Origin of the sequence: Vibrio sp. THAF190c (assembly GCF_009363355.1) — a bacterium.
GTDB lineage: Bacteria > Pseudomonadota > Gammaproteobacteria > Enterobacterales > Vibrionaceae > Vibrio > Vibrio fortis_A.
Genome location: NZ_CP045338.1, coordinates 923,343 through 944,620 on the forward strand (window position 1 = coordinate 923,343; position 21,278 = coordinate 944,620).

General features: G+C 45.6%; 21 protein-coding genes. 17 read left to right on the plus strand and 4 right to left on the minus strand.

Annotated features, from left to right (window positions below; all coding sequences use genetic code 11):
• The first annotated feature begins 5 nt into the window (after positions 1-5).
• The 15 genes from FIV04_RS04225 (at position 6) to FIV04_RS04295 (ending at position 12,565) form a co-directional block, all read left to right on the plus strand.
• Positions 6-1,118, plus strand: coding sequence for a chemotaxis response regulator protein-glutamate methylesterase (locus FIV04_RS04225; RefSeq protein WP_152468339.1), 1,113 nt, complete (start codon positions 6-8; stop codon positions 1,116-1,118).
• Positions 1,119-1,128: 10 nt separating this feature from the next.
• The gene (locus FIV04_RS04230) at positions 1,129-1,911 is read left to right on the plus strand and encodes a ParA family protein (RefSeq protein ID WP_152468340.1); all 783 of its coding nucleotides are present in this window, start codon (positions 1,129-1,131) and stop codon (positions 1,909-1,911) included.
• On the plus strand, positions 1,898-3,259 hold the full coding sequence (locus FIV04_RS04235) for a chemotaxis protein CheW (protein WP_152468341.1): 1,362 nt from the start codon (positions 1,898-1,900) through the stop codon (positions 3,257-3,259). The genes FIV04_RS04230 and FIV04_RS04235 overlap by 14 nt, the downstream gene beginning before the upstream one ends.
• A gap of 37 nt (positions 3,260-3,296) precedes the next feature.
• A complete protein-coding gene (locus FIV04_RS04240; protein ID WP_032549641.1) occupies positions 3,297-3,791 on the plus strand; it encodes a chemotaxis protein CheW in 495 nt (164 codons plus the stop codon).
• Positions 3,791-4,297, plus strand: coding sequence for a DUF2802 domain-containing protein (locus FIV04_RS04245; RefSeq protein ID WP_150871466.1), 507 nt, complete (start codon positions 3,791-3,793; stop codon positions 4,295-4,297). Before FIV04_RS04240 ends, FIV04_RS04245 begins: the two co-directional genes overlap by 1 nt.
• A 270-nt stretch (positions 4,298-4,567) precedes the next feature.
• Positions 4,568-5,185 carry a cytochrome c biogenesis heme-transporting ATPase CcmA gene (gene ccmA / locus FIV04_RS04250; protein ID WP_152468342.1) on the plus strand — a complete coding sequence of 206 codons (618 nt, stop codon included), beginning with the start codon at positions 4,568-4,570 and terminating at the stop codon, positions 5,183-5,185.
• A 1-nt stretch (position 5,186) separates the two neighbouring features.
• Positions 5,187-5,855, plus strand: coding sequence for a heme exporter protein CcmB (gene ccmB / locus FIV04_RS04255; protein ID WP_032549638.1), 669 nt, complete (start codon positions 5,187-5,189; stop codon positions 5,853-5,855).
• Positions 5,856-5,991: 136 nt separating this feature from the next.
• Complete coding sequence (locus tag FIV04_RS04260) at positions 5,992-6,732, plus strand: heme ABC transporter permease (RefSeq protein WP_032549637.1); 741 nt, start codon at positions 5,992-5,994, stop codon at positions 6,730-6,732.
• A gap of 15 nt (positions 6,733-6,747) precedes the next feature.
• Positions 6,748-6,954: a heme exporter protein CcmD gene (ccmD, locus tag FIV04_RS04265; RefSeq protein ID WP_032549636.1), complete on the plus strand. Its 207-nt coding sequence runs from the start codon at positions 6,748-6,750 to the stop codon at positions 6,952-6,954.
• On the plus strand, positions 6,951-7,433 hold the full coding sequence (ccmE, locus tag FIV04_RS04270; protein ID WP_032549635.1) for a cytochrome c maturation protein CcmE: 483 nt from the start codon (positions 6,951-6,953) through the stop codon (positions 7,431-7,433). The genes ccmD and ccmE overlap by 4 nt, the downstream gene beginning before the upstream one ends.
• Complete coding sequence (locus tag FIV04_RS04275) at positions 7,430-9,400, plus strand: heme lyase CcmF/NrfE family subunit (protein WP_150871473.1); 1,971 nt, start codon at positions 7,430-7,432, stop codon at positions 9,398-9,400. Before ccmE ends, FIV04_RS04275 begins: the two co-directional genes overlap by 4 nt.
• On the plus strand, positions 9,400-9,951 hold the full coding sequence (locus FIV04_RS04280) for a DsbE family thiol:disulfide interchange protein (RefSeq protein ID WP_150871475.1): 552 nt from the start codon (positions 9,400-9,402) through the stop codon (positions 9,949-9,951). Before FIV04_RS04275 ends, FIV04_RS04280 begins: the two co-directional genes overlap by 1 nt.
• A complete protein-coding gene (locus tag FIV04_RS04285) occupies positions 9,948-10,433 on the plus strand; it encodes a cytochrome c-type biogenesis protein (protein WP_152468343.1) in 486 nt (161 codons plus the stop codon). The genes FIV04_RS04280 and FIV04_RS04285 overlap by 4 nt, the downstream gene beginning before the upstream one ends.
• The gene (ccmI, locus tag FIV04_RS04290; RefSeq protein ID WP_152468344.1) at positions 10,433-11,653 is read left to right on the plus strand and encodes a c-type cytochrome biogenesis protein CcmI; all 1,221 of its coding nucleotides are present in this window, start codon (positions 10,433-10,435) and stop codon (positions 11,651-11,653) included. The genes FIV04_RS04285 and ccmI overlap by 1 nt, the downstream gene beginning before the upstream one ends.
• A 123-nt stretch (positions 11,654-11,776) precedes the next feature.
• Positions 11,777-12,565 (plus strand): VacJ family lipoprotein, encoded by a 789-nt coding sequence (locus FIV04_RS04295; RefSeq protein WP_152468345.1) that lies wholly within the window; start codon positions 11,777-11,779, stop codon positions 12,563-12,565.
• An 82-nt stretch (positions 12,566-12,647) separates the two neighbouring features.
• Here FIV04_RS04295 and FIV04_RS04300 read toward each other — a convergent pair whose 3' ends face one another.
• The 4 genes from FIV04_RS04300 to FIV04_RS04315 form a co-directional block, all read right to left on the minus strand.
• Positions 12,648-13,973 (minus strand): outer membrane protein transport protein, encoded by a 1,326-nt coding sequence (locus FIV04_RS04300; protein WP_152468346.1) that lies wholly within the window; start codon positions 13,971-13,973, stop codon positions 12,648-12,650.
• Positions 13,974-14,313: 340 nt separating this feature from the next.
• Positions 14,314-15,621: an outer membrane protein transport protein gene (locus tag FIV04_RS04305; RefSeq protein ID WP_152468347.1), complete on the minus strand. Its 1,308-nt coding sequence runs from the start codon at positions 15,619-15,621 to the stop codon at positions 14,314-14,316.
• 298 nt (positions 15,622-15,919) lie between these two features.
• Positions 15,920-16,648, minus strand: a complete 729-nt coding sequence (locus tag FIV04_RS04310; RefSeq protein WP_152468348.1) for a DUF3379 domain-containing protein — start codon at positions 16,646-16,648, stop codon at positions 15,920-15,922.
• Entirely contained in the window at positions 16,641-17,189 is a 549-nt protein-coding gene (locus FIV04_RS04315) for a sigma-70 family RNA polymerase sigma factor (RefSeq protein ID WP_172974261.1), read from the minus strand. Before FIV04_RS04315 ends, FIV04_RS04310 begins: the two co-directional genes overlap by 8 nt.
• Before the next feature lie 553 nt (positions 17,190-17,742).
• Here FIV04_RS04315 and fadI point away from each other — a divergent pair.
• Both fadI and fadJ read left to right on the plus strand, forming a co-directional pair.
• Positions 17,743-19,050 carry an acetyl-CoA C-acyltransferase FadI gene (gene fadI / locus FIV04_RS04320; protein WP_032549624.1) on the plus strand — a complete coding sequence of 436 codons (1,308 nt, stop codon included), beginning with the start codon at positions 17,743-17,745 and terminating at the stop codon, positions 19,048-19,050.
• Complete coding sequence (gene fadJ / locus FIV04_RS04325) at positions 19,050-21,251, plus strand: fatty acid oxidation complex subunit alpha FadJ (protein WP_253895372.1); 2,202 nt, start codon at positions 19,050-19,052, stop codon at positions 21,249-21,251. The genes fadI and fadJ overlap by 1 nt, the downstream gene beginning before the upstream one ends.
• Positions 21,252-21,278 lie beyond the last annotated feature (27 nt).

The following is a 21,278-nucleotide window of genomic DNA, read 5'->3' on the forward strand; positions in this document are numbered from 1 at the left end:
TAAATATGGCGATTAAAGTATTAGTCGTTGATGATTCAAGCTTTTTCCGTCGTCGAGTAAGCGAGATCATCAATTCAGAAGCGCGCCTAGAAGTCATTGACGTTGCCGTAAACGGCAAAGAAGCGGTCGAAAAAGCCAAAAGGCTGAGACCTGATGTCATCACAATGGATATTGAGATGCCAGTTATGGACGGTATTACTGCCGTCCGTGAAATCATGGCTGCAACACCAACGCCGATTCTAATGTTCTCTTCGTTAACACACGATGGTGCGAAGGCAACACTGGATGCGTTGGATGCAGGTGCTCTAGACTTTTTGCCGAAAAAGTTTGAAGACATTGCTCGAAACCGTGATGAGGCAGTTTCACTGCTACAACAACGTGTTATTGAGATCGCATCAAAGCGTGCGCTACTAAGACGTACAGCTTCGATTTCTCGCCCAGTGACGCCAGCTGCATCAACGGCAGCACCTGCAGCTTCTTCGTTGCGCCAACCAGCTGCACCTGCTAAGCCAGCGGCAGCCAAGTTCCGCGCATCAGGTAAGAAGTATCAGTTGACTGCTATTGGTACATCAACGGGTGGCCCTGTAGCACTTCAGAAGATTCTGACGCGTATCCCTGCGAATTACCCGCATCCAATTGTGTTGATTCAGCATATGCCGGCAACATTTACCGCAGCATTTGCGAGTCGTTTGAACACCTTATGTAAGATTGAAGTGCGTGAAGCTCAAGATGGCGACATGTTAAAACCTGGCGTTGCTTATCTAGCACCAGGCGGCAAACAGATGATGATAGATGGCCGTCCGGGTTCAGCCCGACTGCGTATCATCGATGGTGGCGACCGCATGAACTACAAACCTTGTGTGGATGTGACATTTGGCTCTGCGGCGAAGATCTATAACGACAAAGTGCTGTCTATGGTACTAACCGGAATGGGTGCAGATGGTCGTGAGGGTGCACGCATGCTTAAGTCTGCAGGTTCAACCATTTGGGCACAAGATGAAGACAGCTGTGTTGTATATGGTATGCCTCAAGCGGTTGCTAAAGCGGGCATTTCAACTGAAGACCTTCCTCTTGAGCGAATCGCCGAGAGAATGTTGGTTGAAGTTGGCTTAGCTTAGGTAGCGCATCATGATTGTTTGGAGTGTTGCAAACCAAAAAGGTGGTGTAGGTAAAACTACAACAACGGTGACTTTAGCTGGGCTTTTGAGCCAAAAAGGTCATCGAGTTTTGTTAGTAGATACTGACCCACATGCATCACTGACGACGTATCTGGGTTACGACTCAGATACGGTCGAATCCAGTTTGTTTGACCTGTTTCAGTTGCGTGAGTTTACGCCTGAAACAGTGGCACCTTTGACTCTGCAAACAGAGGTTGAAGGTATCGATATCATTCCTGCGCACATGTCTTTGGCGACCTTAGACAGAGTGATGGGAAACCGTAGCGGGATGGGCTTGATATTAAAGCGCGCACTTGCAGCGGTGAAAGATGACTATGATTACGTGTTGATTGATTGCCCACCAATTCTTGGTGTGATGATGGTGAACGCGTTAGCAGCAAGCGATCGCATTTTGATCCCAGTGCAGACCGAGTTCTTGGCTATGAAAGGTCTGGAACGAATGATCCGTACTTTGACCATCATGCAGAAGTCTCGCAAAGTGCCATTTAAGGTAACGATTGTTCCTACTATGTACGACAAGCGTACCAAGGCGTCGCTGCAAACATTAACTCAGTTAAAGCATGACTACCCAAATCAGGTGTGGACATCAGCAGTACCGATCGACACCAAGTTTAGGGATGCAAGTTTGAAGCGTTTACCAGCGTCTCATTTTGCATCTGGCAGTCGTGGTGTATTTGCATATAAGCAGCTGCTTATTTACCTCGAGAGGCTGGGTATTAATGAGCTCCAGTAAAGATTCAGCTATCGAGCAAGGCAGCTTATCGAGCGAACAAGCCCTGGATGATTATTTCACGGCTTTGCTTGATGAAAGCTTCGAAACCGAAGAAATTTGGGTTGACGACGAGGTCGTAGAACAACAACCTAAAGAGCCAGAGCCAGAGCCAGAGCCAGAGCCAGAGCCAGAGCCAGAGCCAGAGCCAGAGCCAGAGCCAGAGCCAGAGCCAGAGCCAGAGCCAGAGCCAGAGCCAGAGCCAGAGCCAGAGCCAGAGCCAGAGCCAGAGCCAGAGCCAGAGCCAGAGCCAGAGCCAGAGCCAGAGCCAGAGCCAGAGCCAGAGCCAGAGCCAGAGCCAGAGCCAGAGCCAGAGCCAGAGCCAGAGCCAGAGCCAGAGCCAGAGCCAAAACTTGCGGAATATTCGAGTTACTCCGAGATTCGCTCGGCAGAGTTTGAGGTCCCAAATCTTGAGGACGTGCAAAAGCTACTGAGCCAGTTGGAGTCGACTAATGTCGTTGAAGAGCTAAACCTCGACGACTTGATGGATCAGAACACGCAACAAATTGCGATCCATTCGACGACCACTGTTGATATGCCTGTGGAAACGGATTTGGCACCTAAGATGGAAGTGGCTTCGCCAACTCTTGAAGTGGAAACGCCAGAACCACCAGTGGTAGAGCAACAAGCTGAAGAAGAGATTCAAAGCTGGGATATCGAAGAGCCCCTATTTGAAAATGTAGCTGAAACGGTCGCGGAAGCAGAGCCTCAAGTCTTCAGTGAACCAGTTTATCAGCCGAGTGTTGAAGCCGCTGAAGAGACGGTTTCCGTACAGGAAGATTTAGAAAAGGTAGAGCAAGAAGTTGAGCTCCAAACTCAAGCGGGTGGGGCAAGTAACTTCACTTCGTGGGAGAGCACAGTTCGTAGTGAAGACTTCCAAGTACTCTACTTTGATGTGAATGGTGTGACTTTTGCAGTCCCACTGGATGAACTTGGTGGCATACACCGTTTAGAAGAGTTGAGCCATCTTATTGGTCGCCCAGCTTGGTATTTAGGCCTTCAATCTAATCGAGATAGTCAATTAGATGTGGTCGATACCGCAAAATGGGTGATGTCTGAGAAGTTAACCAGTGACGAATACAAAGAAAACTATCAATATATAGTGATGCTTGGTGAGAGCATGTGGGGATTGGCGAGCACTGAGCTCAAAGGTACCGAGCTCTTAAATACAGATAAAGTACGCTGGCGAGAAACGGCAGGAAAACGTCCATGGCTCGCGGGTATGGTTAAAGAAAAAATGTGTGCTTTGATTCATGTTGAAGCATTGATCGCCATGCTAAATGCAGGGTTAGATGTAAAAGCATTAGATTAATAATAGTGAGCCGGTAACGGCGGCAAGAGGATTGAATATGTCTCAATTGAGTGAAGTTGAAGTAAGAAAAGATCAAACCAATGATGAAGTACTTCAATGGGTGACATTCCAACTTGAGGAAGAAACTTACGGTATCAACGTAATGCAGGTGCGTGAAGTTCTTCGTTATAGTGAGATTGCTCCAGTACCAGGTGCTCCAGACTACGTACTGGGTATTATTAACCTACGTGGTAACGTTGTAACAGTTATCGATACACGTTCACGCTTTGGCCTAATGCAAGGCGAGATCACTGACAACACTCGTATCATTGTTATCGAATCTGAGCGCCAAGTGATTGGTATCCTAGTTGATAGCGTGGCAGAAGTTGTTTACCTTCGTTCTTCTGAAATCGATACTACGCCAAGCGTTGGTACTGATGAAAGTGCTAAGTTCATCCAAGGTGTGAGCAACCGTGACGGTAAGCTTCTGATCCTAGTTGATTTGAACAAGCTACTAAGCGAAGACGAATGGGATGAGATGGCTCACCTGTAATGTTTGAAGCGCTTCCCTTAAGCCCAGCTGCACTGATTATTGGAGTTGGGTGTTTTACGCTATTTATCGTTGTGCTGTTGGGCAAAGTGAAAAGTGTCCTACAAAAGCAGCTCGACCACTCTCGCGCGCAGGTTCGTAGCTTGGAAAAAGAGCTTCAAAAATCGAGCAAGCAGCTGTTAGAGGTGCGTTCTGTTGTGGTTGGTCTTGGCCAGAAAGTGACAGAGCAAGAAGATGTGATTAAGCATCTAAATGAGCGTATTGTTGAGTTAGAGCATGCCGATACAGACGGTAGACTCTACACTCGAGCGACCAAAATGGTTCAACTTGGCGCTGGAATAAACGAGCTTATCGAAGAGTGTGAACTGCCAAAAGCAGAAGCTGAGCTAATGATGTCTCTGCAGAATAAATTAGCAGGCAAAGAGAAGATCCCATCTCTTCGTAGCAACCCATCATCTTATGATGAGCAGCCTAAGTCTTACGATCGCCGTAAGCCACCACGTCGCTAAAAATAAGTTAAGCGCGAAACGCGAATCCAAAAAGAAGCTCAGGCTTCTTTTTTTGTTTTTGGCGTTTACCAATTGGAAATCTTACTTATAGAACGCTGTGTCTAAGTGTTTGTATCTTTGAGATATTATGTATTAAACATAAAATGTGTAAATTTTGACACAGCGTTAACAGTTTCTTACTGAGTTTGTTCTTTCGCAAAGACCTATTCCTGTTTTGTCACCATAATGGTGTGCTACTATACCCCTCTTATTATTGGACCTATATTTCCTATGTTAGAAGTCTCAAATTTAACCGCTATTCGTGACGAAAGAGTTCTCTTTGAATCTTTGTCTTTTCAACTCAAAGCTGGCGAACTCGTTCAAGTTGAGGGAAGAAATGGTACAGGCAAGACGACACTACTTAGGATCATCACCGGGTTAGGCGATCGAGACGAAGGCACTATTTCATGGGATGGCCAGTCAATAGAGTCCAATCGCGATGCTTATCATCAAAATTTACTGTTTCTTGGCCACCAAACCGGTGTTAAGCGTGAGCTAAGTGCTTACGAGAACTTAAGCTTTTACCAATCTATTCACAGTGGCAAAGCAAGCAAGGAAGAACTGTACGGCGCTCTTGCGCAAGTTGGTTTGGCAGGGCGAGAAGATGTGCCAGCAGGGCAGTTGTCTGCAGGACAGCAGCGCCGAGTAGCGTTGGCTCGTTTGTGGTTGAGTGAGCAGATGCTGTGGATCTTAGATGAGCCACTAACAGCAATCGATAAGCAGGGTGTGAAAGTTCTCGAGAATTTGTTTTCACAACATGCAGACAATGGCGGAATTGTGTTACTAACAACGCACCAAGATATGTTCGCCGACAGCCCGAAACTAAGAAAAATAAAGCTGGGTGAATAATATGATCGCTTCAATGACAATGATTATCCGACGTGAGCTTCTAATTGCGTTTCGTCGCCAGGCCGATATTTTTAACCCGTTGTGGTTCTTTATTATCGTTATCACCTTGTTTCCATTGAGTATTGGCCCCGAGCCTAACCTTCTTGCACGTATCTCTGCGGGGATCGTTTGGGTTGCTGCTCTGTTGTCAGCTCTGCTTTCACTAGAGCGTCTATTTCGTGATGATTTTCAGGATGGAGCACTAGAACAGATGATGCTCATGCCCATCCCGTTGCAGTTGGTAGTATTGTCCAAGGTCATAGCACACTGGTTATTGACTGGTTTACCATTAATTTTAATTAGTCCGCTTTTGGCTGTTCTGCTATCGCTGGATTTTGATACATGGCTTTCAGTTGTGTTGACCTTGCTGGTAGGGACGCCCGCGTTGAGTTTTATTGGTGCTATTGGTGTTGCACTGACGGTTGGGTTACAGAAAGGGGGCGTACTGCTGAGTTTGCTCATCCTACCGCTTTATATCCCAATTTTGATTTTTGCGACCTCAGCAATTGATGCGGCAGCACTAGGTGTTGCGTATAACGGTCAATTGGCTGTGTTAGGCGCGATGCTAATGGGTGCGATGACATTAACGCCTTTTGCTATTAGTGCCGCGTTACGTGTGAGCGTGAACTAATTAAACAGATTTAGGTGTGAACTAATTGACACCATTGGACTCCTAGAGTCGCCATACGGAAAGCAACCGTAAATAAATTATAATAACTATAGCTTTAACAGCTGTAAGTAATATGAAGTAAGAGTGAGATTACAACATGTGGAAATGGCTCCATCCCTATGCCAAAGCGGAAACCTCTTATCAGCTTGCTGGTAAGCTTCTGCCATGGTTCTCAGTTCTAGCACTAGTGTGTCTATCCGTTGGTACCGTTTGGGGGCTTGCATTTGCACCTTCAGATTACCAACAGGGCGATAGCTTTAGAATTATCTACATTCACGTTCCATCTGCGATTTGGTCGATGGGTGTCTACATGTCGATGGCGATTGCAGCCTTTATCGGCCTTGTGTGGCAGGTGAGATTGTCGGATATGGCATCACTGGCAATGGCTCCAATCGGCGCTGTATTTACCTTTATTGCGCTTTTGACTGGTGCAGTTTGGGGGAAGCCAATGTGGGGTGCTTGGTGGGTGTGGGACGCTCGTTTAACATCAGAACTGATCTTACTATTTTTGTACTTGGGCGTTATCGCTCTGCACCACGCTTTTGATGATCAGAAAACAGCGGCAAAAGCAGCAGGTATTCTTGCTATTGTCGGTGTGATTAATCTACCTATTATTCACTTCTCAGTAGAGTGGTGGAATACACTGCACCAAGGTGCGACGATCACTAAGTTCGATAAGCCATCGATCTCAAGCGATATGTTGTGGCCACTGCTTCTTAATATTTTCGGTTTTGCATTCTTCTTCGGCGCCGTGATGATGGTTCGTTTCCGTAACGAAATCATCAGCAAAGAAGGTCATCGTCCGTGGGTCCGCAAACTAGCGGCCGAAAAAGCGTAATCGGGGTAGGTAATTATGTATTTTGAATCTCTAAGTGATTTCTTCGCGATGGGCGGTTACGCCTCTTACGTTTGGAGTGCATTCGGAATCACTTTTCTTGCGATGATCATCCTGCTAGTAGTTAGCGTTCGTCGTGGTAAGCAATTGCTCAATGAAGTACAAGCTAAAGTTGATCGCCAGGCGCGAATCGATGCAGCGAAAAAAATGGAGAACACTCTATGAACCCAAGGCGTAAAAAGAGACTGGGCATTGTCCTAGCTATTTTTATTGGTATTAGTGCGACTGTCGGTTTGATGGTTTATGCACTGAATCAAAACATGGATCTGTTCTACACACCAACGGAATTGGTAAACGGTAAAGACGGCCATAAGCCAGAAGTAGGCCAACGCCTGCGAATTGGTGGCATGGTTGTTGTTGGCTCTGTGAAGCGTGATAACGAATCTTTGCGCGTAAGCTTCGACTTAGCGGATGTTGGCCCTAAGGTAACCATTCTTTACGATGGTATTCTTCCTGATCTTTTCCGTGAGGGACAAGGTATTGTTGCTCAGGGCGTATTAAAAGATGCGACGACTATCGAAGCGTTTGAAGTTCTAGCTAAGCACGATGAAGAGTACATGCCTTCTGAAGTCGCTGAAGCGATGAAAAAGACACACGAGCCTTTGCAATACTCGACTGAACAAAAAGAAGGAAGTGCTAAATGATAGCCGAGATCGGCCACTTTGCCATGATCCTATCGCTAGGATTGGCATTGTTGCTGAGTGTGCTCCCACTCTACGGAGCAGCTCGCAATAACACTTTGTTGATGAACAGTGCCCGCCCACTTTCTTGGGGTATGTTCATTTTCCTAGCGATTTCGTTTTTTATTCTATGTTACGCGTTCTACACCAATGACTTTACTGTCCAATATGTAGCGAGTAACTCCAACAGCCAGTTACCTTGGTACTACCGTATTACGGCAGTATGGGGTGCACACGAAGGCTCACTACTGCTTTGGGTATTAATCCAAGCAGGTTGGACTGTTGCGGTAGCGGTGTTTAGCCGTGGTATGCCACAAGAGTCGGTAGCGCGTGTTCTGGCGATCATGGGTCTGATTACTGTCGGTTTCTTGCTGTTCATCATTGTGACCTCGAACCCGTTCCTACGTACCTTGCCATTCTTCCCTGTTGATGGTCGTGACCTAAACCCGCTTCTACAAGACCCAGGTTTGATCATTCACCCACCAATGCTTTACATGGGTTATGTAGGCTTCTCGGTAGCGTTCTCTTTTGCAATTGCATCTCTAATGAGCGGTCGCTTGGATACGGCATGGGCGCGTTGGTCTCGTCCTTGGACAATCGCGGCATGGTTATTCCTAACTCTAGGTATTGCACTAGGTTCATGGTGGGCTTATTACGAACTAGGCTGGGGCGGCTGGTGGTTCTGGGATCCAGTAGAAAACGCATCATTCATGCCTTGGCTGGCAGGTACTGCTCTAATGCACTCTTTAGCAGTCACAGAAAAGCGCGGTACATTTAAAGCGTGGACAGTATTGCTAGCAATCTCTGCATTCTCGTTGAGCTTATTGGGTACCTTCCTCGTTCGTTCAGGTATCTTGGTATCGGTTCACGCCTTTGCTTCAGATCCTGCTCGCGGTATGTTTATCTTAGGCTTCTTAGTCTTTGTTATCGGTGGCTCATTGCTTCTGTTCGCGGTGAAAGGCGCAGCAGTACGAGTTCGTGGTAACTTTGACCTCGTTTCTCGCGAGAACTCACTACTTGCGAACAACGTGCTACTTATCGCAGCGCTTGTGGTTGTATTAGTTGGTACATTGCTACCGCTTGTGCATAAGCAGATTGGTCTTGGTTCAGTATCTATCGGTGCTCCATTCTTCGATATGCTGTTCTTCTGGTTGATGATTCCATTCTCGTTCCTACTTGGTATCGGTCCACTGATCCGTTGGAAGCGTGACAACCTGTCTAAGCTTGTCAAACCAATGGTTGTGTCTGGCGTACTGTCACTTGGTTTGAGCTGGTTGATGGTTAGCGTATTGGCTGAATACTTCAGCGGTACTGCGTTTGCAGGCTGGGTAATGGCATTCTGGATCATCTTCATGCACGGCTTCGAGCTGCATGAACGTGCGACGCACCGCCATAGTTTCTGGACGGGTGTTACTAAGATTCAGCGCAGCCACTGGGCGATGATGTTGGGTCACCTTGGTCTTGCCGTTACCGTTATCGGTATCGCTATGGTGCAAAACTACAGCATCGAGCGTGATGTGCGTTTGGCTCCAGGTGAGTACTACCAACTTGAAGAGTACGATTTCTACTTTGCGGGTGTTCGTGACAAAGATGGTCCAAACTACGATGGCTACATCGCTGATTTTGAAATCACAAAAGATGGTAAGTACATCAACACATTGCACGCAGAGAAACGTTTTTACACCACAGCTAAGTCTATGATGACTGAAGCAGCGATTGATCGCGGTGTGACTCGCGACCTGTACATTGCGATGGGTGAACGTCTAGATGACAATAAATCTTGGGCTGTTCGTGTTTACTACAAACCATTCGTTCGTTGGATTTGGGCTGGCTCTCTGATCATGTCGATTGGTGGTGCTATTGCGATCAGTGACCGTCGTTACCGTTTCCGCAAGCCAGCGAAAAAGACAGCCGAGAAGCAGGAGGCTTAATGAATAAGAAGATACTTTTCATTCCATTGATTGCTTTTATGGCATTGGCTGTCATTTTTGCAACTCAGCTTGTACGCAACCAGTCGGGCGATGACCCGACTAAGCTTGAATCAGTATTGATCGGCAAAGAGGTTCCTGAGTTCCGTCTAGAAGATCTAGCGGAGCCGGGCAAACTGTACGACCAAGCTGTATTTAAAGGTGAGCCGTTGCTTTTAAACGTTTGGGCTACATGGTGTCCAACGTGTTACGCAGAGCACTCTTACTTGAACAAGCTAGCTGCACAAGGCGTTAAGATCATTGGTTTGAACTACAAAGATGATCGTACAAAAGCGGTAGGTTGGTTGAATGAGCTTGGTAACCCTTACCTAATCAGTTTATTCGATGGCAATGGCATGTTAGGCCTAGATCTAGGCGTATATGGTGCTCCAGAGACTTTCCTGATTGATGCGAACGGCGTTGTTCGTTACCGCCACGTTGGTGATGTAAACCCAACTAACTGGGCATCAACGCTTGAGCCTATGTATCAAGACTTGTTGGAGGAAGCAAAATGATTAAACACGCACTGGTTGCGCTGTTAGCAACGTTTGCTATTTCTTTAACAGCTACTGCGGCGATTGAGATCCATGAGTTTGATAACTTGCAACAAGAGCAGCAGTTCAAAAACTTGAGCAACACGCTGCGTTGTCCAAAATGTCAAAACAACACCATTGGTGATTCGAATGCAGAACTGGCAGTCGACCTTCGCCAAAAAGTGTATGAGATGACGAAAGAGGGCAAGTCTGAGCAAGAGATCATTGATTACATGATCGCACGCTACGGCAATTTCGTTACCTACAATCCGCCATTAACGCTAGCAACATCGATCCTATGGGTTGGTCCATTTGCCGTTGTGGTATTTGGTTTCGCGCTGATTGTACTGCGCAGCAGAAAGTCGAAAGCGAAAGCTGTAGAGTCAAATGAAGATTGGGATGCAGACAAAGAAGCACGTTTAAAAGCGTTACTCGATGAAGAGAACGACGGAGACAAGAAGTAATGACTCTATTTTGGATTTCTACAATTATCCTTTCATTAGCTGCTGTCGTGTTGATTGTCTTGCCATTTGTGAACAAGAAAGCCAACAACGATGAAGCTCTTCGTGATGAATTGAACAAGGCATTCTATAAAGATCGTCTAGATGAGCTAGAAGTTGAAGCGGAAGAAGGTTTAGTTGATAACCAACAAGAGCTGATTGCTGATCTTAAGCAGTCTCTTCTTGATGATATTCCAGCAGAAAAAGCGAACAAGAAGACACAGATTTCAACAGCTGTTGTGGTCGTGCCGTCTGTGCTGATGGTAATCGCGCTTAGTTATGGTATGTACTTTCAGTTTGGTGCGATGGACAAGGTTCAGCACTGGCAGCAAGTGAGTGCAAATCTACCGGCTCTATCTAAGAAGTTGATGTCTGCAGAGGGCAGTGCGTTGACAGACGATGAGTTGGAAGACTTAACGCTTGCACTTCGTACACGGCTGCACTATCAGCCTAAAGATTCGACAGGTTGGTTATTGTTGGGTCGTATCGCTCTTGCGAATCGCGATGCACAAACGGCTATCGATGCAATGGAGCGAGCTTACAAGCTTGAGCCAAATAACGAAGACGTTCAGTTAGGTTTTGCGCAGGCGTTAATGCTATCTCCAGACGAAGCTGAACAGAACCAAGCACGCCTGCTACTAAGCCGTTTGGTACAGAAAGACTACGTCGATTTGCGTGTATTCTCACTGCTAGCGTTTGATGCATTTGAACGTCAAGACTATCCGTCTGCAGTGAAATACTGGAGCATCATGCAACAGATGATCGGTCCTCAAGATAGCCGTTACGAGATGCTATCGCGAAGCATCGAGAGTGCTCAGAAGAAAATGGGCAACTTGATGGGCGTAGCGGAAGGTAAAAGTGTTGCTGTAACCCTGAACCTAGGTGAGCAAGTTAATGCTGATCCTAATGCTGTGCTTATCGTGTCAGTACATAGAGCAGATGGTTCTCCTATGCCAGTTGCCGCAGCTCGCTACCCGCTAAGTGCATTCCCTCGTACCGTTGTACTGGATGATGGTAATAGCATGATGGAAGGCATCAAGCTGTCCAGCCTTGAATCCCTGATGGTTCGCGCTAGGCTTGATACAGATGGCAACGTTGCGACTCGCGAAGGTGATTGGTACGGTGAAAGTGAAGTGGTAGAGTTAGGGTCTCCAGTAACACTGAGTATTGATCAACAGTATTAATAAGCGAATTGCACAAGCGTGGCTATTCCGATTTCTTGTGAAACGTTATAGACTTACGCAAACAATTGAGGCCAGCGATTGCTGGCCTTTTTTATTATTAATATTCCTTATGGAAAAGGTGTTATGTCTATAAGTACGTTAAGGCTTTCAGGTTTACTCCTTATTGCAAGCATGACAGTTGGGTGTTCGAGTGTACCCGATGAAGAAGTCGCACAATCAGATAGCCAAGTGACGACGGAATATGAAGCTGAATCGCATCCTAATGACCCTTTTGAAGGCTTCAACCGTGCTATGTGGGATATCAACTATGAGTATCTTGATCCTTATTTAGTACGCCCGGTGTCTCTTGCTTACGTTAACTACACACCAGTTCCGGTACGTACCGGTATCTCTAACTTTCTAGCGAACTTGGATGAACCAGCCAGTATGGTCAATAACTTGATCATGGGTAATGGTGAAAAAGCGCTGGATCACTTCAACCGTTTTTGGATTAACACCACTTTCGGTTTGGTTGGTTTGATCGATATTGCGAGTGAAGCGGGCATCACCAAATACGATGATAAATCGTTTTCTGACGCTATCGGTCACTATGGGGTTGGCAATGGTCCATACTTCATGATTCCGGGTTATGGTCCTGTGACCACCCGTGAAGTGACAGATCAGGTCGATGGTCTATATGTGCCACTCTCGTTATTGAATTTCTGGGCAGGTTTAGGTAAGTGGGCACTAGAAGGTATGGAGTCGCGTGCTCAACTCGTATCTCAAGAAGCGTTGCTTGAAGATTCTCCAGACCCTTATGCTCTGACGCGTGATATATATATTCAACGTCGTGACTTTAAGGCAGAAATTGAGCCAGAAGAGGTCGACCTAGAAGAGGAAGATTTGATTGATGGCTATTTGGAAGACTTTTAACGATTAGCCTTAGCAAGTCAGTAGATATAAAAAAGCTCGGTAAGTACCGAGCTTTTTTGATCTTGCTTTGTATTCAAATAGCCTAGAAACGGTAGTTCGCTTGAACACCCACTAGCCAGATGCTGCCTGAGGTTTCACCAACAAACTTACCACCGATAGCTTCAGCTTGATCATCTGATGCGTAGCCGCGAGATTCTGTGATCGGAGCGTCTTTAGCTAGAATATATGTAAATCCTGCATCCAGAGATAGTTGCTCTGACCATTGGTAGCCTGCACCAATGCTTAGCCAAGTACGGTCGGTTTCTGGGATAGTGATTGTACGGTTTTTGTCACTAACAGCTGACGTATCGTAAGCGATACCTGAACGAAGAGTTAGTTTTTGATTTAACTGATAAGTACCGCCTAGTGCCAAACGGTAGTTGTCTTCCCAGTTTTCAACTTTTACTGTGTGGCTACCATTGTTGTCCAATTCAGCTTGAAGTTTTTCGAACGAACTCCAGTCTGTCCAGTTAAAGCTAACATGAATCGCTAGTTTATCTGAAAGTTGGTGGTAGGTTGCTAATTCTGCTGTAGCAGGAAGTGCAAGGTTCATGTAGCCAGTATCTCGCTGACCGCCAGCTAGACCGAAGCCTAGACCTTCTGCATGTCCTTCTAACTTCAGGTCAACTTCAGATTTGTATGAAAAGCCGATACGGTGTGCTTCGTTGATTTGCCAAGCCGTACCAATTTGCCAACCCCATGCAGTATCGTCACCTTCCATGTATTTTAGTGTAGTACCTGCTGGTACTGAGATAGGCATTCCTGTACCAGGATCAACACCAACTGCATTCTTTTCAGGCGCTGTAGCGCCAAAGCTACCTTCACCCATCACGTATCGTACGCCACCACCAATACTTACAGCTTCGTTCAGTTGGTATGCAATGTTTACATTTGCTTCTTTAGTTATGACGCTTGCTTCGTTGCCAAAGTGAGAAGCTGCAAAGTCTTTGCCTAGGTCTGTTTCCATACCGTAGTTGGTACCAAAAGCTAAACCGACCGCAAGTTTTTCATTATAGCGATGCGAAAGGTAGAAGTTAGGAATCACAGCATCATTAGCGAAATCATTTGAAGATGCATTAGTTGAGCCTAGTGCTGGGTGTGCATGTGTTACTTCACCGCTTACATCAATATTTGGGTCAACGTAGATTGCGCCAACAGAAACCTGTGTACCTTCTAGGTAGGTAAGCATCGCAGGGTTACGCCATTGTGCGCCTGCATTGTCTGCCATTGCTGCTTCACCTGCGTATGCACGACCAAGGCCAGTTGCTGAGTATTCTGCTAGTTGGAAGCCTGCAGCGTGTGTTACACCAGATGTAGAAAGTAAACCAACTGCCACTGCAGCAGATAGGAGAGTCTTATTCATTTTCATTATTATGTTCGCTGAATCATAAGTATTAAGGTCAGTGATTTTACTTTTAGAGCTATTACTTTAAAAATGAAATTCGAATAAAACACTGTTTTAGGTATTAAATGATTAAAAATGACCTGATTGCAGCTAAAAAAACTGAATGTTTCGAGGGTGTTACGAATTTTGAGCGTACACTTGTAGTGATATAAAGGCGTTAGAGTATACAGGTGTACGCTTAATTGAGAGATTGTTGTGTAGTCTCAGCAATAAAAAAGGGTCGCTAATAGCGACCCTTTAAATTTCATATTGTGCTTTGTGCTTTGTGCTTTGTGCTTTGTGCTTTGTGCTTTGTGCTTTGTGCTTAGAATCTATGAGTGTATTGAACACCGAACAGCATTGCGGTTGCTTTCGTTGTGGTATTTAAAGTTAGACCACCGTTTGCTGCACCACCGTTAATTGTATCTTCAACTTTAACGTCTTCACCTACTAGGTAAGTAAAGCCAAGATCAAGCGTTTGATCTTTGTTGAAGTGGTAGCTTGCACCTGCAGAGAACCATTGACGGTCCGAATCTGGTACAGAAACTGAAGTTAGAGAGTCTTGTACGCCTTCATCGAACATGTAACCGATTCGAGCTTCCCAGTTTTGGTTAATGTAGTAGGTACCACCAATTGAGTAGTGGTAAGTATCTTGCCACTTGTAATCTTTGATGTTTGTTCCATCTGTAGTTACAAGTGCATCAAAGTCACTCCAACTGATGTATTGAATGCTGTAGTGAACGGCAAATTTAGTGTTCTCGATGCGGTGGTAACCAGAAAACTCTGCCATTGAAGGTAGAGGAATCTTTAGGTCGCCAATGTTACCATTGCCTTGGTACGATACTGTGCCACTAACTTCAATTTCAGGGCTGTAGTGGTAGCTCAATCCAAAGCGATTGTTTTCGTCCAACTCATAAACCGCACCCAAGTTGAACCCAACACCCCAACCTGATGCATCTACGTCCATTAAGTCAGCGGTAACAGTAGCACCACCCCCACCGACAATATTCATTTCTGATTGGCGTTTTAATTCACCTTCACCGTAAATAACGTCGATACCGCCGCCAATGCTCCATTGGTCATTGATACGATATGAACCAGCGAACAATAGGTTCATTGAAGTAACATTAGTTGTACCACCAAATGCATCGGCGCCAGGAACTACAGTAGTACCGATTACAGAACCTGTTTTTGCACCCCAGCTGTCATCAAACTCATTAGTTGTACCAAAGTTAGAATACGCACCGAAGCCGACAGCAAATTTTTCGTTGATAGGCATTGCGATGTAAAGGTTTGGTACGACTGAAGTTGCGTCGTTTGTTGCATCTTCAACAGATTGAGACCCTAAAGGTGAAATGTATTCAGAACCTTTAACCTTAACCTCTGAATCGATGATATTAAAACCTAGAGACAGTTCAGTTTGGTCGAAAAGAGCAAGTGCTGCCGCATTGCGAGCCATCGCAGATGCGTTGTCCGCGATTACTGCATCACCAGCGAATGCACGACCAAGGCCTGTTGCTGATTGTGAGTTAAGTTGGAAACCTGCTGCCATTGCTTGTGAAGAGGCGAGTGTAATTGTCGTAATTGTTACTGCTAAAAGAGACTTTTTAAACAGACGCGTGTTGTTTGTCATTTATTAATTCCTTTATGTATCCGCCTCTACAGGGCGATTTATTTGAGCTTTTGCTCAATGGGGGCTGATCCTAAGCGTTAGTATAGAGTATACAAATCCGACCATTGAAAAATTTGAGCATAAAATTACGGAAATGACGCCTATCTGACACGAAAATGGTAGGAAACGCTGTTTTTTAGAGTTTTAACTCTAGCGCTATATTTTTTGTGAATGGTTGTGGCTTTATTTATAAAACAAAGCCCAGCAATATCAGTGATATAGTGCTGGGCTCAGTGTTTACGGGCGTTTGACTAGCAGATTAGCTCATCGGTTTGATCATTTTAGATAGCTTTTCTGCAATTTTGTCGACATCTTCACCTTCCATGCCAACGAGTATCAAACTGCTGTCATCGATAGGGGTGATAGAACCAGACATACCGTCTTCTTCGAAGTTCTGGCTTTTGTCTGAAGGTATACCAGTTAAAAACAGTGTTACTTTGCCTTTTTCACCTTGGAATACCATGTGCATTGCGTTGGATTTACCAAAGCCACAGTGGTTCAGGTAATAAACGTGATACGGGAAGGTATCATCGAATTGGAACGCAAATGGGTTCATCTTGGTATTGATTTGGGCAGATGATACGTTCTCATCTAACACTTCAACAAACGGCTTTTCAGTGACCACGTGTTTTAACGCGGTGTCAGCTAAACTTGCATGTGCAGGAGAAACAAACGCGTTACCCCAATTAACTTGACCGACAAGAAGACCTGCGACAAAAGCGATAGATGCGGCCATTGCCATAGCACGGCGAGCAAAAGTAGGCTTAACCACTTTACTCTCTTCATAAGATGTTTGGTTGAATAAGATGCGATCGGCAAGATCGTCAGGAACATCCACGTTCATGGCTGAATGAATTTGCTTATCGAGAGCAAGAACATCATCCAAGAATTTACTATTGGCCTCACTGTTTGCTGCAGCATCCATGATGTCTTGATTTCGTTGTTTCGGTTCCGACAATATACGACGACGGAATTCTAAATCATCCATTATGTTGCCCCCTTTCTGCCTCTTCTGAATCCAGCATCTCTTTGAGCTGGTTTCGCGCCCTAAATAATCGTGTCATTACCGTGTTTTTGTTTAGCTCTAAGACATCAGCGATCTCTTCACCACTAAACCCACCAATCACCTGAAGAAAGAGTGGTTCACGGTAATCAACGTCTAATTTCATGATCTGGGCTTGTAGCCACTGGTGCTGGTGATGCGGGTCGTCACTGACTTTAGCATCATTACCGTGGTCATCAATATCAACCAGATCAAACTGTTTGCGTTCAAAGCGTCGAGCATTTTCGCGGCGTAAAATCGTGATTAACCAAGATTTCGCTGCTTTCTCATCTTGCAGACTGTCTAATGACTTCCATGCCCGTAGGCAAGTTTCCTGCACTAAATCCTCGGCAATGCTTTTGTCTTTGCATAACCAATAGGCATAGCGAAACAGGTCGCGATGATAAGCACGCACGAGCGCTTCGTATTTTCTTTGTTTGTCCATATCAGAGTTGACCGGACGCTTGGCAGTTTTCTTTCCAAACATTTTTATTATCGACACATGAGCCTCCATATTTGCTCTGTGGATAGAGTGTCTTTGTTCGTTGTGCTTTGTTTTCTATGCTGTAATCGATTGGAGATCGTAAAATCACATTAAAATTGATCTACTTCAAAATCTAAGACTTCGAACAGGCTATAGTACATCTTGTCGTCTAGTTAGTCTTTATGGCTAACATGTTGAGCAAGACGACACTTCCTTTTGAAGGCTGACTTTACTTTCTCCTAATCAGGAAACTGATTATTTCAATTGGCGTAACGTTAATTGCTTTAAAACATTCCAACCACACAGTTCTGTGTGGTTTTTTTTTGCCTCAAGAACGTAATAAGCAACAAAATTCTTATGCGTTGCAAATGATTGTTCCTGCTTTTAGTTTAGCGTTTATTTGAGCCTTAATAATCCGAAAGGTTCGATTCAATATCACACTTCTTATCACTGAGCGCTTTCTACCCGTGTCACGTTTATTTAAACGGCTGTTTGATTAAATTAACAACTTCTTTACAATGCGTCAGGTCAGACCTCTCAAACTTAAGGAGAAACCATGGGCAAACAGGAAGTCAAAACTCGTTCGGGAGAGCGTGTTGCCGTTGTCGCTGGATTACGAACCCCATTCGCTCGCCAAAGTACAGAATTTAGTCAAGTGCCTGCGGTAGATCTAGGAAAAATGGTCGTGAGCGAAATGCTTGCGAGAACAGATATTGACCCTGCACTTATCGAGCAGGTGGTATTTGGCCAAGTGGTTCAAATGCCAGAAGCGCCAAACATCGCACGTGAAATTGTGTTGGGTACAGGAATGAACATTCACACTGATGCTTACAGTGTGACTCGTGCCTGTGCTACAAGCTTTCAAGCAGCGGCTAACGTTGCAGAAAGTATCATGGCTGGAACGATTGATGTGGGTATTGCGGGTGGTGCAGATTCGTCATCTGTTCTGCCGATTGGTGTGTCGAAGAAACTTGCGGCTAACCTTCTTGCTCTGAGCAAAACCAAAACGCTAGGCCAAAAACTAAAAATACTCAAAAGCCTATCAGTGAAAGATCTCATGCCAGTTCCGCCAGCGGTTGCTGAGTATTCTACCGGCCTGTCTATGGGACAAACGGCTGAACAGATGGCAAAAACGCACGGTATTACGCGTGAAGAACAAGATGCGCTAGCACACCGTTCACACTCTCTTGCTTCTCAAGCTTGGAAAGACGGCAAGATTCAAGATGAAGTGATGACAGCTTTCCCAGCACCTTATAAGAAGTACATCTCAGAAGATAACAACATTCGCCATGAATCGACGCTAGAGGGCTACGCGAAGTTGCGTCCAGCCTTTGACCGTAAATACGGCAGTGTAACGGCAGCAAACGCGACACCACTGACCGACGGTGCAGCAGCAGTTATGTTAATGCGTGAAGGTAAGGCGAAAGAGCTTGGCTTAGAAGTGATGGGCTACATTCGTGGTTTTGCTTTCTCAGCAATCGGTGTTGAAACCGACATGCTAATGGGCCCAACTTATGCGACCTCAAAAGTGCTAGAGAATACAGGCTTGGAGCTGTCTGACCTTACGCTTATCGATATGCACGAAGCCTTCGCAGCACAAGCTTTGGCGAACGTGAAAATGTTTGCAAGTGATGAATTTGCTCAGCAAAACCTTGGTCGAGGTAAAGCGATTGGTGAAATCGATATGGACAAGTTCAACGTTCTTGGTGGTTCCATCGCTTATGGTCACCCATTTGCAGCAACCGGTGCCCGTATGATGACGCAGACTCTGCGTGAGCTGAAACGTCGTGGTGGTGGTTTAGCGTTGAATACAGCGTGTGCCGCTGGTGGTCTTGGTGCAGCAATGATCTTGGAGGTAGAGTAATGTCTAATAATGCTGAAGTGAACACAGAAAACGAAGTCGCTATCAATAATGAATCAACTCCAGCGTCAACAGATAAGGCGTTCTCGCTGAGTATTGATGACCAAAACATCGCTTGGTTGGCGATTGATGTTCCTAATGAAAAAATGAACACGCTACAGGCCGCTTTTGCTGAAGAGATGAAGAGTATCTTTGAACAGCTCAAAGAGAAGCAGAGCAGCGTTAAAGGCCTGATTGTTCATTCCTTAAAACCTGACAATTTCATTGCTGGCGCCGACGTTCGAATGCTAGACGCGTGCACCAGCGCCAGTGAAGCTGAGTCATTAGCAAGACAAGGTCAGGAGATGTTCCAAGAACTGTCTGACTTACCATATCCGGTAGTGGCAGCGATTCACGGCCCTTGTTTAGGTGGTGGCCTAGAGCTTGCGCTAGCGTGTGACTACCGAGTTTGTACTGATTCAGACAAAACCCGTTTAGGTCTACCAGAAGTGCAATTAGGCCTATTGCCAGGCTCTGGCGGTACTCAGCGTTTGCCTCGCCTAATCGGCTTATTGCCATCGCTGGACCTTATCTTAACGGGTAAGCAGTTACGTGCGAAAAAGGCGAAGAAGCTAGGCGTTGTTGATGCCTGTGTGCCTGAAACTATCCTACTTAAAGTTGCGAAAGACTTAGTTGAGAAGAATTCAGGTAGTAAGAAGGGCAAACGCCTTGCGTCGAAGAGCCAAGCTTCGACGAAAGAGAAACTGATTTCTCGAAACGGCCTGGGTCGTAAGGTTATTTTCGAGCAAGCAGCCAAGAAAACGAATCAAAAAACACGTGGTAATTACCCAGCAGCTGACGCGATTCTTGACGTGATTCGTAATGGTTTAGAGAACGGTTTTGATAAAGGTTTGAAATATGAAGCGCAGCGTTTCTCTGAGCTAGTAATGAGTGACGAATCAAAAGCCCTACGCTCAATTTTCTTCGCAACAACAGAGATGAAGAAGGAGTATGGTGCCGACGCTGAGCCAAATCGCGTTAACCGCGTGGGTGTCTTAGGTGGCGGCCTAATGGGTGCTGGTATCAGTCACGTAAGTGTTGCTAAAGCTAAGGTGCCAGTCCGTATTAAAGATGTTTCGAACGATGGTGTTCTGAACGCTTTGAATTACAACTACAAGCTGTTCAACAAACAGAAGAAACGCCGCATTCTGAGCCGTGCTGGTTTAGAAAGCAAAATGCTACAGCTATCAGGTGGCATCGATTTTACTAGCTTCAACCATATTGATGTGGTGATCGAGGCGGTATTCGAAGATCTGGATCTTAAGCAAAAAATGGTCGCGGATATCGAAGAAAATGCGAAGCCAGAAACGATTTTTGCCACTAACACTTCGTCTCTACCAATCCATAAGATTGCAGAAAAAGCAGAGCGTCCAGAGAATGTTGTCGGTCTTCACTACTTCAGCCCTGCAGAAAAAATGCCATTGGTTGAGGTTATTCCTCATGAAGGAACGTCAGATCAGACTATCTCAACAGTAGTTGCTCTAGCGAAGAAGCAAGGTAAAACGCCTATCGTTGTGAAAGATAAAGCGGGCTTCTACGTAAACCGTATCCTAGCTCCATACATGAACGAAGCTGCGCACCTTCTGCTGGCGAATGAGCCTATCGAAAAACTCGACAGTGCTCTGCTTGATTTCGGCTTCCCAGTAGGGCCAATCACTCTACTAGACGAAGTGGGCGTAGATATCGGCGCGAAAATCATGCCGATCCTTGTGAATGAGTTGGGTGACCGCTTCCAAGGTCCTGATGTGTTCGATGTTCTATTGAACGACAACCGTAAAGGGCGCAAGAGTGGCAAAGGTTTCTACACTTACAAAGGTAAGAAGAAAGAAGTCGACAAGTCAGTCTACAAACTTCTGAAGCTTCAGCCAGATCCTAAGTTGAGTGATAACGACATCGCGATGCGCTGTGTGCTGCCAATGCTAAATGAAGCGGTGCGCTGTCTAGATGAAGGCATTATTCGCAGCCCACGTGATGGTGATATCGGTGCTATCTTCGGTATCGGTTTCCCTCCATTCCTAGGTGGTCCGTTCCGTTACATGGATCAAATTGGCGTGAAGTCGCTGGTTGAGATGATGAACGACTTTGCCGTGAAGTACGGCGATCGTTTCGCACCGTGTGATGGCCTACTGACTCGCGCTGGTCTGGATGAGCCGTTCTATAAGTAGAGTGGTATAAATTCATGACAAAGCCCG

Excerpts from the sequence above, each read along its gene's own strand:
- FIV04_RS04225 (WP_152468339.1), top strand. The coding sequence starts at position 6 with ATGGCGATTAAAGTATTAGTCGTTGATGATTCAAGCTTTTTCCGTCGT.
- FIV04_RS04230 (WP_152468340.1), top strand. The coding sequence starts at position 1,129 with ATGATTGTTTGGAGTGTTGCAAACCAAAAAGGTGGTGTAGGTAAAACT.
- FIV04_RS04235 (WP_152468341.1), top strand. The coding sequence starts at position 1,898 with ATGAGCTCCAGTAAAGATTCAGCTATCGAGCAAGGCAGCTTATCGAGC.
- FIV04_RS04240 (WP_032549641.1), top strand. The coding sequence starts at position 3,297 with ATGTCTCAATTGAGTGAAGTTGAAGTAAGAAAAGATCAAACCAATGAT.
- FIV04_RS04245 (WP_150871466.1), top strand. The coding sequence starts at position 3,791 with ATGTTTGAAGCGCTTCCCTTAAGCCCAGCTGCACTGATTATTGGAGTT.
- ccmA (WP_152468342.1), top strand. The coding sequence starts at position 4,568 with ATGTTAGAAGTCTCAAATTTAACCGCTATTCGTGACGAAAGAGTTCTC.
- ccmB (WP_032549638.1), top strand. The coding sequence starts at position 5,187 with ATGATCGCTTCAATGACAATGATTATCCGACGTGAGCTTCTAATTGCG.
- FIV04_RS04260 (WP_032549637.1), top strand. The coding sequence starts at position 5,992 with ATGTGGAAATGGCTCCATCCCTATGCCAAAGCGGAAACCTCTTATCAG.
- ccmD (WP_032549636.1), top strand. The coding sequence starts at position 6,748 with ATGTATTTTGAATCTCTAAGTGATTTCTTCGCGATGGGCGGTTACGCC.
- ccmE (WP_032549635.1), top strand. The coding sequence starts at position 6,951 with ATGAACCCAAGGCGTAAAAAGAGACTGGGCATTGTCCTAGCTATTTTT.
- FIV04_RS04275 (WP_150871473.1), top strand. The coding sequence starts at position 7,430 with ATGATAGCCGAGATCGGCCACTTTGCCATGATCCTATCGCTAGGATTG.
- FIV04_RS04280 (WP_150871475.1), top strand. The coding sequence starts at position 9,400 with ATGAATAAGAAGATACTTTTCATTCCATTGATTGCTTTTATGGCATTG.
- FIV04_RS04285 (WP_152468343.1), top strand. The coding sequence starts at position 9,948 with ATGATTAAACACGCACTGGTTGCGCTGTTAGCAACGTTTGCTATTTCT.
- ccmI (WP_152468344.1), top strand. The coding sequence starts at position 10,433 with ATGACTCTATTTTGGATTTCTACAATTATCCTTTCATTAGCTGCTGTC.
- FIV04_RS04295 (WP_152468345.1), top strand. The coding sequence starts at position 11,777 with ATGTCTATAAGTACGTTAAGGCTTTCAGGTTTACTCCTTATTGCAAGC.
- FIV04_RS04300 (WP_152468346.1), bottom strand. The coding sequence starts at position 13,973 with ATGAAAATGAATAAGACTCTCCTATCTGCTGCAGTGGCAGTTGGTTTA.
- FIV04_RS04305 (WP_152468347.1), bottom strand. The coding sequence starts at position 15,621 with ATGACAAACAACACGCGTCTGTTTAAAAAGTCTCTTTTAGCAGTAACA.
- FIV04_RS04310 (WP_152468348.1), bottom strand. The coding sequence starts at position 16,648 with ATGGATGATTTAGAATTCCGTCGTCGTATATTGTCGGAACCGAAACAA.
- FIV04_RS04315 (WP_172974261.1), bottom strand. The coding sequence starts at position 17,189 with ATGTTTGGAAAGAAAACTGCCAAGCGTCCGGTCAACTCTGATATGGAC.
- fadI (WP_032549624.1), top strand. The coding sequence starts at position 17,743 with ATGGGCAAACAGGAAGTCAAAACTCGTTCGGGAGAGCGTGTTGCCGTT.
- fadJ (WP_253895372.1), top strand. The coding sequence starts at position 19,050 with ATGTCTAATAATGCTGAAGTGAACACAGAAAACGAAGTCGCTATCAAT.